Source organism: Streptomyces sp. NPDC006140 (genome assembly GCF_040628815.1).
GTDB lineage: Bacteria > Actinomycetota > Actinomycetes > Streptomycetales > Streptomycetaceae > Streptomyces.
This window is the reverse complement of record NZ_JBEXTS010000017.1, coordinates 78,420-91,434: the sequence shown is the minus strand read 5'-3', so window position 1 is coordinate 91,434 and position 13,015 is coordinate 78,420. Positions and strand designations below refer to the sequence as shown.

Sequence of the window (13,015 nt, the reverse complement as noted above, 5' to 3'; positions counted from 1 at the left end):
AACGAACTCGGCTGCGGGAGGGACGCGTGAACAAACAGCGGGCCCGGATATGGGTCGGTATCGACGCGGGCAAGGGCCATCACTGGGCCGCAGTGGTCGACGAGACCGGCGCGGCCCTGTGGTCGAAGAAGATCGAAAACGACGAGTCGGCGATCCTGACCGCGCTCGGCGAGATCTTGGACCTGGCCGACGAGGTGCACTGGGCGGTGGACATCTCCAGCAGGTCCTCCGCCTTGCTGTTGGCGCTGCTGGCAGCCCACGGCCAAAGGGCTGTTTACGTGCCCGGCCGCACCGTCAACCGCATGACCGGCGCATACCGGGGCGAGGCCAAAACCGATACCCGCGACGCCTATGTCATCGCCGAAACCGCCCGCCACCGCCGGGACTTCACCCTGCTCGACATGCCCGCGCAGCTGGCCGCCGACCTCGCACTCCTCACCGCGCACCGCACCGACCTGATCACTGACCGTGTGCGGACGGTCAACCGGCTCCGCGACGTGCTCACCGGCATGTTCCCCGCCCTGGAGCGAGCCTTCGACTACTCAGCCCGCAAAGGCGCACTGGTGCTGCTGACCGGATACCAGACCCCGGCCGCCCTCCGCCGACGCGGCCTGGCCCGCCTGACCGCCTGGCTGACCAATCGAGGAGTCCGCAACCCGGAGAGCGTGGCCACCGCGGCCTTGGAAGCGGCCCAGGCCCAGCAGACCGCACTACCCGGCGAGGACACCGCCGCACAGATCGTCGCCGACCTGGCCACACAGATCCTGGACCTGGACGACCGACTGCGACGACTCGACCGGCAGATCCGCGACACCTTCCGCACTCACCCACAGGCCGAGATCATCGAGTCCCTGCCCGGCATGGGGCCCATCCTCGGAGCCGAATTCGTCGTCGCCGCAGGAGACCTGACCTCCTACACCGACGCCGGCCACCTCGCGTCAGCCGCCGGACTCGTCCCCGTCCCACGCGATTCCGGCCGCCGCACCGGCAACCTGCACTGCCCCAAGCGCTACAGCCGCCGCCTGCGCAGAGTCTTCTACCTCTCCGCGCAGACCAGCATCGTCCGCGACGGCCCGAACCGGGACTACTTCTACCTCAAGAAACGCGGCGAAGGCTGTAAACACGTCCAGGCCACCCCCACTACTGGCGAGCGCCCACGGCCTCGACTCGGTCACTTGAAACTCCACCGACCTCGTGGCTTTGTCCTGGGCTTCGCGCTGCCCGGCTCGTAGCTACTCAGCGCGCCTCTGGTTGCGGCTAGACCTGCGGTGCAGGACAAGCGAGGCGCCGGCACCACCCACGACGGCGAAGACGGCGCCGCCGTAGTTGTCCTGAACGAGGACGCCAGCGGCAATCACGGTGCCGATGACGAGAGGTAAGCCAGTGGTCATGCTGTTCTTCTTCACGAGAGCCTCTCCTCAGAAGTGTCTGCGGTGGAAAGCACTACGGAGATGGACAGGTCGTCCATACCGGTGCACGCGGCATGATCTCAGGTTCGCCGATGCCGGACCAGGCTGATCACGTTCGACGATGCGGCTGGTGTGCTGATCAGCCAGACAGAGCGGAACTCCTCGTAGGCGAACTGAGGGACCCGGGGCCTGCCAGGGGTTCGGCGACCCTGGCCCCTGACGTGCCTGGTCAGATGGCTTGCGGCGGGGAACAACGGGGAGCGTCGGCGAACCATGCGACTCAGGGCCAGGTCAGAGGATGATCCGCCGCCTGGCCCTGATCGTGTCCACGGCCTCCGATCAGCCCCCGTGGCTTGACTCAGTCATTGAAACTCCAGCCCAAAGCCGCTCCGCCGCCCTGTGGCGCACGTGTCAGCGGTAGATCGCGAGAATATCCAGTGTCAGAGCTGGGCCGACCAATGTGGTGTCGTCCGACTGTTCTTGTCGAGCAGCTTCCCTGCGCTGCTTTCGGCTCATCAAGGATGCACCAGGAATCGCTAGGAGGGAGTGTGTTTCGCCGTGCTTCAACCGCTTGGCAACCTTCCCCAGGATGAAAACCTCGCCTTCAATCGCGTCTCGAACGTAATCCTTGTTCAGCTTGCCTGTGATTTGAGGGCCGCCGTCTTCCTGGTCGCCAACGATGACCACGTCTGACTTCATCGCTTTGCCGAAATCGCTGAAAGCCTTCGTCTCCTTCTTTCCAGGAAGCCCTTCGAGATCCTGCCCCAGCATGGGAGCCATTGCTCGAAATGCCTCAATCATGTTCACCATGTCATCCAACTGATCTGGCTGACTAAGCATGCGAATGAAGGGGGGAATCTCCACTTCGCACTGCACCTGCACGATGTCTGCTACATTGACGCTTTCGAATTCTTCCCCCAGGTCCTCGATGTCACGGTATCGCCACTGAGCAGACGCTACGTCGAGTGCAGTGACCAGGCGGATGAAGCGCTGGCTGGCCGTTTCGCGGACTACTCGCTCTTCCTCGGAGGTGGACTCACCGTCTGCTGGTTGTCCGAGCCCGGCGGACGTGACTTGCCCTCCACTTGACAAGCGCCGCGTCTTTGCTTCATCGGAGAGTCCTTGCTCTACTACGGAGAGATACTCACCTAGTCCTTTCTCGTCCAAGTAGAGGAAGCGAGGGAGGGACGGAATGGGCATTTGCAATCCAATCCAAATATCGATGGTGGGCCTGGATCAAGCTGGGTTTGAATTATCTGCGGATCTCAATCCTTCGAGGGTGGCGGCGGCTTTAGCGCGGTCACCATCGGCGATCTCTGCGGGCTCATTACTGTAGGCAATGTAAGCCGTAGGACTGACCATGTTCCCTAGCTGGATAGGGAAAACCAGGAGATCGCCCCAGTGCTTCTTGTGGCCGAGTTTGCACTGGACTGCGGCCTGATATTCTCGGAGCTCCGGAATGAAGTTCGGAAATGGCGTGCTGAATTCCGCAAACACCTGTACGGCGGACCGGCCTGCCACAACGAAGACGCTGGGAAGCCGGGGGTCGTCATCCTTCTCGGGTCGGATCCGATCGCGAGTGGTGCTCCAGGGAAGAGTGACTGTGCCTTTCGTTGTGCCTGGAAGGGTCAACCGCAAATTCTGCACGATAATTGGCTTCGGGCCGGTGTTGAAGAGAATCAGAGGGATCCGGATAAGCGTCTTACTGCTTGTCGTAGCAGCGGCGAAGGAGTGAGGAGTGTAGGACTTAAGGGCCCCTTGGCGAGCGTTAAGCCACCAGAAGGAAGCGATGGTAAACAGGAGGGCACAGGCTGCTACCACGGCGGCAGCCGGAAGGGCTCCTGCGCTGTTCGTGTTCGTTGCTGCTAGCACGATCGGATTATGGCAGCCAGTCCGGGCATATGCGGCAGTTTCAAAATTTCTGGGCGAACTATCGGAGGCAGCATCGCGGCAGCGAAGCACCCTGGGCCGTCCCTAGGCCGTGCGAGGCCGACCAACGTTGACAGACGGCACCCACGGGTGACCGCCCCCACCCCGCTCCGGCCTGGGTACCCGCAGTTGATCTGCCACACTGGAATGATTTTGCCTGCACCCGGAGAACTAGCGTCGTGAGTCGGGACGCCCGGAACGGCTGCCCGCCCACGCGGCCGGCTGCCACTCAATCTCTCGTTCCTTGGACAGGGGATTTCCTTCTGCTGACCTCCTGCTGCTCCGGTTCGTCGCCGACCGGCATGCTCAGCTTGAGGTCACGCAGACCCGCAACGCGTGCTCGGGTTGCCTGGCCGGTGTCGTACGTAAGCACCGTCACTTCGCGCCCCGACAAGGGCTTGACCGCCAGCGCCCTGTCCACAATCTCGTCATCGTTGATTGGCAGCCGCACATGACCCGGCGGATCGAACAAGAGCTGCACGGTCACTTCGCCACGTCGCAGCCCGGTGGTTCGCAGTTCCTCGGCGTCAGCCTCACGGAGCAGGGCCTGCTCCGTGCTCTTCTGGAAGAGTCGATCCAGAACAGCAAGTGTGTACCGTGCCCGCCATCGCGCCTGCGGGGCCTTGCTCTCCTTGAGTTGGTCGAGTTCATCGATCACGACCATCGGCACCATGAGGTGTACGAACGCCCCGCGCGTACCTAGCAGACCAGAAAAGTCCGTGTCTTCCAGCTTGTCTGGATGATGGATGTAGAAGCTGCTGTCAGCCACCACAGGAAGCCCGCGGAGCTGCCACTGCTGCAACTCCTGCCCGAGCGTCTGAGTAGCAGCCGTGAATGCCGTCGTCCGCTGCCGGAGTTCGGCACTCACCAGTTGGTTCACGAGGCGCTGAGTCGTCCCGACGGTAAAACTGTCCAGTCCGGCGAGCAACTGGTCGTGCCGCTTGGTAAGAACAAGCCGGTCAAGGTCAGCGCTGCTGATGAGAGCCTCCAGTCGATCAACGGCATACGCCGCCCAATCTAGGTAGGCCAAGAGCCGTTCGTAGTACTCGTGCGGACCGCTGGTGTGGAGGTTCGAGACCTTCTGGCACACCTCGCTGAGCGTCTTGTACAGGTGCTTCCGGTCAACGCCGGGCAGTGGACTCACAAGCATCCCCGTACTGTGGCAGCTTACGGATACTGCCCGCACGTGAAAGTGTCGTACTCCTGATGCTGAACGGCGCCAAAGCAGTACCGCGGCCCGAGCCAAGGGCCAGGTCAGTCTCTGGTTGGCAACGGCTCGTGACGGTGCCAGATCAGGTACCGGTCCTCGCGGCGCAGCTCCGCTGACCCCCACTCAATGCGCATGACACCCTTCTCCATGGAGCAGGCGTAAGCGACGAGGACGAGCTGCACGTCGTCGGGAAGCAGCTCCAGGTCTGGATGCACTTCGGAGTCGTCAAGTTCTCCCCAGTCCAGGTCGAATGCCTGCTGCCTGGGAGGTGGGCCGTGGCGGCGGATCAGGTCAGCTCGGAAGCCTGTGGCCCGACGGAGACGAGCGGCCGTGACAGGCACGTCTTTCTTGGCGTAGCGGAGGGGGTAGATCAGGTGGCCGCGGACGAGCATCAGCGTTCGCCCTTGCAGACGCACAGCTTCCCCAAGCCCGGAGATGCCGGCGGCCAGTTCTTCGTATTGCACCGCGTAGAGGCCATGTCCGTAGGCCTCGAGCGTCTGAGTGTGAACGCCCTCGTGCCCGGTCCGGGCGCGGTCATGAGCCCGTAGGAGGCAAGCCGGGATGATGTCGGCCAGCTCACCGGCTATGTCCCCGAAGGTCTCACGTGCCCATTGACTGGCTGAACCCACGACGTACCGCCCCTCCCTGATGGTCCTGCGGCACAGCACCGAGCAGCATCCACCTCAACCGTGCTGCGCCCGGGCGAGTCACACAAGGTCGCAACCAGCGCACGAAGGGAGCGCACACCGCCTGAACAGGGTTCACCGCACGTACGCTCGCCTTCCAACCACAGCAGACATTCGCCCGGCCCGATCGCTAGCGGTGACGGCAATCCTGACGGCAACGACGGCGAACGGCAGCGACCCCCAGCAGCCCACCACGGTGCCGGTGTAGGCCGATCGGGTCCAATCACCAAGGCTTGCGCGCATCTTCTAAGCGCTTGGCCTCAGGTTCGAGTCCTGCCGGGGGCGCAATTCTCCGCCCTCCCGTTCGGGAGGGCTTTTTGCTAGTCAGGGTCCATGCAACGACATGGTGAAGCCCCGGACGCCCTCCTGATCTTGTCGAGCCCCCGCGGTACTGGCGAGATTCGGATCTGGCGGCCCGGATCTGATCTATGTTAACAACATGACAAGGAGTCACCTTCCCCTCGTTGCAACGCTTCTGGCTTGCCTCACGCTATCCGCTTGCTCCGCAGACAAGACGCCGCCGGCCCCCGCTGGGGCGCCATCAGCGAGCGGAACCGGCAAAGCAAGGCCGTCCAAGGACAACACCGACCTGCCGCTGACCAAGCAGCTCAGCCGGGGGGAACTCACACAGGCGATTCCCGACGCTGAGGACCTGGTGCCCGGCTACCTTCCCGGCAGTCTCCACAAGCGCATGCCGGGCGAGCCCGACGACTGTGCTCCGCTGGACACCCCAGCGCCGGCCGGTTGGCAGCGAGCGGGTAGCGGCGACTACGACTATCAGGGGTCGACCGACTCGCGAGGCATTGATCTAGACGTCTGCCAGTTCGACAATGTCGCGCATGCGAAGGCGGCGTACGACCAGTGGCCGGATACGGATGAAACGGCCCCCCTCGAGATCGGTCGAGTCGGAGAGGAGTCGGTCTTCCTGGCGCACAGCGGATCGAGTGGCACGGTCTACGGCTACAGCAGGTCCGGTACCGTCATCGCCCGAGTCACAGTGGAGGACGCGGGCGCGGATCCCACAGACGCCCATGACGTGCTGGCTGCCACTATCAAACGACTCCAGCAGGTCCAGGCAGGCCAGCGGGCCACGGCGACGGCGCCCGAGATCGCCGCAATGGAACAGACCCAGCGCTAGTGGCCCCTTGGTACTGTGATCAACACGTAGCGTAAATCACTGGGGGATAGCCGTAATGCGAACGGTCGCAATCACTGCCTGTTTACTCACGGTGCTTTTCACCACGTCGGCGTGCTCGGCAAGTAGAAGTGAGTCAGGGCCAGCGTCTAGCGCCTCGCCCAGCGGTACCACCACTACCAAGAACGTGGATCCTTCCGGGCGTACAGTGGGAGATACCGTCACCCTCAGTGACACAGACGGTGAGCCCCTCCAGGTCACGCTCACCGGAGTTGCCTACCGGGACGCTCTTGCCAAGGACAAGACTGCCAGCGTGCAGGGCAAGTATGCCGTCGCTCTCGCTTTCACGATGAAGTCGGCGTCCGGTGGCACACTCGGTGAACAGACCGGCAACATGATCAAGTGGCAGGGTGACGGAGCCCAGGTCGAGGAGTGGGATTACACAAACGCTCCATGGCAAGGGTGTATTGACGACTACTTCATTTATGCCGACCTAGAGCCGGGCAAGGCGTACAAGGCGATCACGGATATCAATCCACCCTCCAAGGGCGGCACTGTAATCATCACTGACGAGTGGGGCGGAGTTGCCCGCTGGAACCTTCCCGAGGCGGACACCGGGAAGGGCACAGAACCGGCTACGAAGTTCACCACTCAGGATTGTCGCTGAGCTCGTCTGTGAGCAGGGTGCAATTCGAGGTCGCCAGATGGTTGCTGGCTTCTGGGAAGGCGTCGTTGGCGGGGCTTGTTTCGCCTTGATGACGGGTGCAGCAGTGCCGGGCTGAGTCCGGCGTTCGAGTGGCGGGCTGACATCCACCACTGACATCAACAGTGGCGGATGTCAGCGGTCCTGCATAGCTGCCCGGAGACGATGTAACCGCCTGGCTTCGGGTGTGAGCCGCGGATGGATCGAACTCCTGAAGCGGGTGTCGCAGGCACGACCAGGGACTAGAGGACCTGACGTCGGCCGGCCAAATCTGCGCGCATCACGTCGCGCAGGCACTGTTGGCTATCCCTTACCGCTCGCCCAGCCGTCGCGTATGCGTCAGTGCCGAGTAGATCTCCGCGCCCCACGCAATCGCGTAAGTCGCGCATGGCAATCATTGATGCCCATACTTGCTCCACCACCGGTGCCGGAGCACTGATCACAAGCTGTGCCCTCAAGGAGTACAGAGCGTCGGCCCCGAAGGCATCGTGGGCCGCTTCCAGGAGAGCGTCTTGGCCTGGCCTTTTCACCCGTGCAGCAAGCTGGTGTAGGCGCTCGCCAGCTCCGTGGAGCGTTGACAAGTACTCGCCGTACAACTGACGGCGGACATTCCGATCTTGCGCGGCCAACTGTTGCTGCCACTGCCCGCGTTGCGCCAAGAGCGTGCTACCTGCGCCGATGACGGCCCCTAACAACGCCGAAGCTGGAGACATCCAATCCACCTGACGACTGTGGCAGGTGCCAGCTTGGACGTCCATGAGGCAAACAGACGGGGAGCTGCCGCGGCCATACGCCTCGTCACCCGAGAGCAGAGGCTCGTGCCAGACCCGTGCCAGATCCTGCGGGGAACCACGGGGAACACGGGAAACCAGATCAGTGATCAACGGGACGCCGAACTCGCTCCACCACAGGTCAGCACTGCAACGCCCTGAAGATCACCTCAGCTTCCCAAGCTGAGGGTACTCGTCGCGTTGCAGCACCCTTGTCCCTGGGGCGAGAACGTCTTGAGCCTCACTCGGGGTTTGAAGCTTACGCAGACCGCCAAGATGGGAAACATGGGGAGCTGGGGAGACCTAGCGGGGCAGACAGCCAGTGCGCTCATAGGGACGTTGGCCGGTGGAGGCATCGCGGTGTACGTGGCGCGGTGGCAAACCGCGAGGACTGTCGCATCACAACTTCAGCTCGCGGCAGCCCAAGAAGCTGCCAACAGCGCCTTAGCACGTCGGCAATGGGTGCAGCAGCGCTCCGCAGAGGCTGCACAGCGGCTCTTAGAACGCCTCGCAGAGCTTCACGTGTGGCTGCCGTCGCTGCCGGACCTTGGGCAAGACGCGCCGCGGTTGAGCCCGCAGGCTCGTGAGAGATGTGCAGTGGCCGTCGAGTCGGTCCGACGGGGCATGCAAACCGACCTTCTCTCCATAGGAGACGACCGTGTCCGCGCCCGCTACAGGACACTCGTGCGATTGTGCTTCGATATCGGGTACCGAGGCATCGGTCAGAGCCATCGCGAGCGCCAGATTCGCGACGTACGCGGATACCTGCGCTATGTCCAGTTCACGCTTGAGGCCGTGATCGACGCTAGTCCCTTGCCTGATGACTATGTGGCGCCAGTGCTTGAGCGCAGTGACGGCACTCCCTGGTTGCCTCCGGTGCTGCCCTGGCACTGGCAGGACCCAGCAGACGGCAGCTGAAGAAGAATTTTGAAGGCCTCACGCTGTTCCGCTGACATCCAACGTTGACATCAACGCCCTCAGACGGCGACAACACTTAGGGGCCAGTCGTAGCACCGGTACATGAGACAGACCCCGACCAGGCCAAGGCGGATCGAACTCCCAATGCGGTGCTCACGCACGAGCGCCCTCCCGGGCCGTCCTCAGACCGTGGAAGGGCGCTCAGTGATGGCCAACGTCGACAACTGCCGACAGCTCAGCAGCAGGTCAGAGCGGTGATCGATTAGGCGGCCACAGGCCACGGCCACCGGTGATCAGTTGTGGCTGTGCAGCAGCTAAGTGCCGCTCAGGGGCGTGCACGCGCGACGGGGCCTCGTCCTCGGCTGGTCGCTACTCGCAGCACGTCCCGCAAAGCGCTGGTCAACTTGGCGGCGAGAAGATGGAGCTCCTCTAGGTCTTCGGTCTCGTCGTCGAGTACCTGGCTTGAGTGCTCCAACAGTTGGGACGCCATCCCGAGTTGGAAGGCCTCGATGTGGTCCGCCAGGCGGGACACGTAGCCGCCTTGGTCATCGGTGCTCAGATAGCACGGTTTGCCGTCCGGTCCCGCCCACGGGAAAAGTCTGAGTTCGTCCTGTGTTGTCATCCCTGCGTGCGCCTCTCGGTGATCTCGACGTTCGGAGCCGGCGTGCCAGTGGATGCGGAGGCGCTCACAGCCCTACTCCCGGGCCCGGACTGCCCCGGTGCCGAGTGGCACACGCATTCGCACGCCTCGTAGATCAAGGGCAGGTCGACCGGCGCTGATTCCGGAGACGACTCCGCGCAGGCGAGGTGCGTGCCGATCTGGCAAGCGGTCGAGCGGTACGAGGTGGCCGAGGCGTCCGGGCTAAGAGTCTGCCGCTGCGAGGGCATCAGTGGACCCCCAGGAGTGTCGTCCAGGCGTCGGTCGGCATCTGCTGAGCGATGACGACCATCGGGTGCCGTCGTGCGCGTTCTTCGTGCGCCAGAATGTAGGGACGGACGAGTGCGGTGTCCTCGCCCCTGAGCGGCTGCCAGTGACTCGCCCTGTCGAGGGCCTGGCCCGGGACGGCCGTCGGTTCGTCAGCGAATGCAGAGGAGGCGGGGGCAGGTGTCGGCCGGGACGGCCGTAAGGGGCGGCGGTGCCTGCCCTTGGGGAAGTACCGCTCTCTGGTGAGCGAGACGGCACGGCGGATACGGTTGAGCACGCTGGTCAGCTCCTATCGCTGATGGCTCGGTCCCCCGACATCGCCCGTCGTGGGGACCGCTTTGCGTACGACCGCCCAGAGAGTGCGGCCATTCAGGCTGGTGGCGAGAAGCCCGAATTGATCGGCCTCAGCCACCGCTTCGAGGACCTCCCGCCATAAGTCGGCGGTGAGTGATTCCGGTACCTCGGCCACGACCGATGTGTGCCGGTCGTGCTCCTCCACGCGCGCGGGAAGCCCGAGGTCAGACAGCCGGGCAGCGATGGCTGCCGCGCGAACTCCCGAAGCGGGCACAGGGCAGCCTCCGTCACCGGCGATCACTTTCAGTGAAGCTAGTTAACTAGATAGAGCTAGTGGACTAGATTTTCCATATGTCTGAGCAGCCGCCCTACCTCCGCATCGCCGACGAACTCCGGCGGCGCATCGCGGAGCACGTGTGGGAGCCGGGGGACCGGCTGCCCTCCCGCGCCCAGATCGGCCAGGAGTACGGCGTGGGCGAGAACGTTGTTCGCCGGGCGCAGGAGCTGCTCATCTCCCAGGGTGTGCTGGAAGGACGCGCCGGATCAGGGACCTACGTCGCCGAGCCCCGGCAGCGAGTGCGGGTCGTTCGGTCGTCCGCGCGCGAGCACCCCGAGGAATCGCCCTTCCGTGCGGACATGAAGGCCCTGGGCAAGCAAGGCGACTGGGAGAGCAGGACCGACGCCAAGGTGCCGGCCCCGGCCGACATCGCTACGCGGCTGGGCATCGCCGAGGGCGACCTGTGCGTCAGGACGGCGTACGAGTTCCTGGCCGACGGCAGGCCGGTGCAGCTCTCGACGAGTTGGGAGCCGTACGACCTCACCGCTGGCACGCTCATCGTTCTCCCCGAGGGTGGTCCGCACGCCGGGGCGGGAGTCGTGAACCGCATGGCCGCGATCGGTGTCACCGTCAGCCACGCCGTGGAACAGCCGGAGCCGCGCCAGGCGACCGCCGAGGAGGCCTCTCTTCTGGGCATCCAGAAGGCCGCACTCGTCACGCACATCCGGCGGACGTACTACAGCGACCAGGGGCGGCCCGTCGAGACAGCGGACATCGTCGTGCCCGCCGCTCACTGCGAGATCGTCTACGAGATCCCGATCAACCGGTAGGTACGATCCCTGCGATCACGCGGTCAGTGGAGCAACCCCCGATGTGGGTTGCCGAGTGATCATTGCTGGGCCGTCCCTGGGCCGTGCGAGGGCGCCCGAGGCCGACCAACGGCGATCGACAGTGACAGCCGAGCCGGAGCCGCCCACCACGAACCCCCAGGTCACAGCCCCCCACGCATACGCGTTTCCACCCAGGGGTGGCGGTACGGCAAGATGGGGTGTATCTGCCCACTGCCAGTTTCAAGCTGCCGGACGGTTTCTCTTGGCTGAGTTCATTTACACCATGCGCAAGGCGCGCAAAGCGCACGGCGACAAGGTGATCCTCGACGACGTGACGACGAGCTTCCTGCCGGGGGCGAAGATCGGCGTCGTCGGCCCGAACGGCGCCGGCAAGTCGACGATCCTGAAGATCATGGCCGGCATCGAGCAGCCGTCCAACGGTGACGCCTTCCTCACCCCCGGTTACACGGTCGGCATCCTGCTCCAGGAGCCGCCGCTGAACGAGGAGAAGACCGTCCTGGAGAACGTCCAGGAGGGTGTCGCCGAGATCAAGGGCAAGCTCGACCGGTTCAACGAGATCGCCGAGCAGATGGCGACCGACTACTCCGACGAGCTCATGGACGAGATGGGCAAGCTCCAGGAGCAGCTCGACCACGCCAACGCCTGGGACCTCGACGCGCAGCTGGAGCAGGCCATGGACGCCCTGGGCTGCCCGCCCGGCGACTGGGCCGTCACCAACCTCTCCGGTGGTGAGCGCCGCCGCGTCGCGCTGTGCAAGCTGCTGCTGGAGCAGCCCGACCTGCTGCTGCTCGACGAGCCCACCAACCACCTCGACGCCGAGTCGGTGAACTGGCTGGAGCAGCACCTGGCCAAGTACCCGGGCACCGTCGTCGCGGTCACCCACGACCGGTACTTCCTCGACAACGTCGCCCAGTGGATCTGCGAGGTCGACCGCGGTCGCCTCTACCCCTACGAGGGCAACTACTCCAAGTACCTGGAGACCAAGGCCGCCCGCCTCAAGGTCGAGGGGCAGAAGGACGCCAAGCGGCAGAAGAGGCTGAAGGAGGAGCTCGAATGGGTTCGCTCCAACGCCAAGGGGCGGCAGGCCAAGTCCAAGGCGCGTCTGGCCCGCTACGAGGAGATGGCCGCCGAGGCCGACAAGATGCGGAAGCTGGACTTCGAGGAGATCCAGATCCCGCCGGGCCCCCGCCTGGGCAACGTCGTCGTCGAGGTCAACAACCTCACCAAGGGCTTCGGCGACAAGCTGCTCATCGACGACCTCTCCTTCACGCTGCCGCGCAACGGCATCGTCGGCATCATCGGCCCGAACGGCGCCGGCAAGACCACCCTGTTCAAGATGATCCAGGGCATCGAGGAGCCGGACTCCGGCTCCATCAAGGTCGGCGACACGGTCAAGATCTCGTACGTGGACCAGAGCCGCGAGAACATCGACCCCAAGAAGACCCTGTGGGCCGTCGTCTCCGACGAGCTGGACTACATCAACGTGGGGCAGGTCGAGATGCCCTCCCGCGCGTACGTCTCCGCCTTCGGGTTCAAGGGGCCGGACCAGCAGAAGCCGGCCGGCGTGCTCTCCGGCGGTGAGCGCAACCGGCTGAACCTCGCGCTCACCCTCAAGCAGGGCGGCAACCTGCTGCTCCTCGACGAGCCGACCAACGACCTCGACGTCGAGACGCTCTCCAGCCTGGAGAACGCGCTGCTGGAGTTCCCCGGCTGCGCCGTCGTGGTCTCCCACGACCGGTGGTTCCTGGACCGCATCGCCACGCACATCCTCGCCTACGAGGGCGAGTCCAAGTGGTTCTGGTTCGAGGGCAACTTCGAGTCGTACGAGAAGAACAAGGTCGAGCGGCTCGGCCCGGACGCCTCCCGTCCGCACCGCGCCACCTACAAGAAGCTGACCCGGGGCTGATC

At 64.3% G+C, this 13,015-nt stretch carries 11 protein-coding genes and 1 pseudogene; 5 read left to right on the top strand and 7 right to left on the bottom strand.

From position 1 onward, the window contains the following. Positions 1–26: 26 nt before the first annotated feature. Positions 27–1,133, top strand: a pseudogene (locus tag ABZ386_RS34220) (IS110 family transposase); the annotation flags it as partial. A gap of 99 nt (positions 1,134–1,232) precedes the next feature. Here the strand turns inward: ABZ386_RS34220 and ABZ386_RS34215 are convergent. The 5 genes from ABZ386_RS34215 to ABZ386_RS34195 form a co-directional block, all read right to left on the bottom strand. Continuing rightward, positions 1,233–1,406, bottom strand: a complete 174-nt coding sequence (locus ABZ386_RS34215) for a hypothetical protein (protein ID WP_358967470.1) — start codon at positions 1,404–1,406, stop codon at positions 1,233–1,235. Between the two features lie 414 nt (positions 1,407–1,820). Next, entirely contained in the window at positions 1,821–2,609 is a 789-nt protein-coding gene (locus tag ABZ386_RS34210; RefSeq protein ID WP_358967468.1) for a hypothetical protein, read from the bottom strand. 36 nt (positions 2,610–2,645) lie between these two features. Beyond that, positions 2,646–3,281, bottom strand: coding sequence for a hypothetical protein (locus tag ABZ386_RS34205; protein WP_358967465.1), 636 nt, complete (start codon positions 3,279–3,281; stop codon positions 2,646–2,648). 286 nt (positions 3,282–3,567) lie between these two features. Beyond that, a complete protein-coding gene (locus ABZ386_RS34200; RefSeq protein WP_358841226.1) occupies positions 3,568–4,488 on the bottom strand; it encodes a PIN domain-containing protein in 921 nt (306 codons plus the stop codon). A 104-nt stretch (positions 4,489–4,592) separates the two neighbouring features. Continuing rightward, positions 4,593–5,177 (bottom strand): hypothetical protein, encoded by a 585-nt coding sequence (locus ABZ386_RS34195; protein ID WP_358967462.1) that lies wholly within the window; start codon positions 5,175–5,177, stop codon positions 4,593–4,595. 496 nt (positions 5,178–5,673) lie between these two features. On the opposite strand from ABZ386_RS34195, the gene ABZ386_RS34190 reads away from it, so the two are divergent. Then, entirely contained in the window at positions 5,674–6,372 is a 699-nt protein-coding gene (locus tag ABZ386_RS34190) for a hypothetical protein (protein ID WP_358967459.1), read from the top strand. 310 nt (positions 6,373–6,682) lie between these two features. After that, positions 6,683–7,036: a hypothetical protein gene (locus tag ABZ386_RS34185; RefSeq protein ID WP_358967457.1), complete on the top strand. Its 354-nt coding sequence runs from the start codon at positions 6,683–6,685 to the stop codon at positions 7,034–7,036. A gap of 2,049 nt (positions 7,037–9,085) precedes the next feature. Here the strand turns inward: ABZ386_RS34185 and ABZ386_RS34180 are convergent. Together ABZ386_RS34180 and ABZ386_RS34175 are read right to left on the bottom strand one after the other, a co-directional pair. Beyond that, entirely contained in the window at positions 9,086–9,382 is a 297-nt protein-coding gene (locus ABZ386_RS34180) for a hypothetical protein (protein ID WP_358967455.1), read from the bottom strand. A 592-nt stretch (positions 9,383–9,974) separates the two neighbouring features. Beyond that, on the bottom strand, positions 9,975–10,253 hold the full coding sequence (locus tag ABZ386_RS34175; RefSeq protein WP_358967548.1) for a hypothetical protein: 279 nt from the start codon (positions 10,251–10,253) through the stop codon (positions 9,975–9,977). Positions 10,254–10,330: 77 nt separating this feature from the next. On the opposite strand from ABZ386_RS34175, the gene ABZ386_RS34170 reads away from it, so the two are divergent. Further along, a complete protein-coding gene (locus ABZ386_RS34170; protein ID WP_358967453.1) occupies positions 10,331–11,086 on the top strand; it encodes a GntR family transcriptional regulator in 756 nt (251 codons plus the stop codon). A 262-nt stretch (positions 11,087–11,348) separates the two neighbouring features. Next, on the top strand, positions 11,349–13,013 hold the full coding sequence (gene ettA, locus ABZ386_RS34165; protein WP_037765916.1) for an energy-dependent translational throttle protein EttA: 1,665 nt from the start codon (positions 11,349–11,351) through the stop codon (positions 13,011–13,013). The last annotated feature ends 2 nt before the right edge of the window (positions 13,014–13,015 follow it).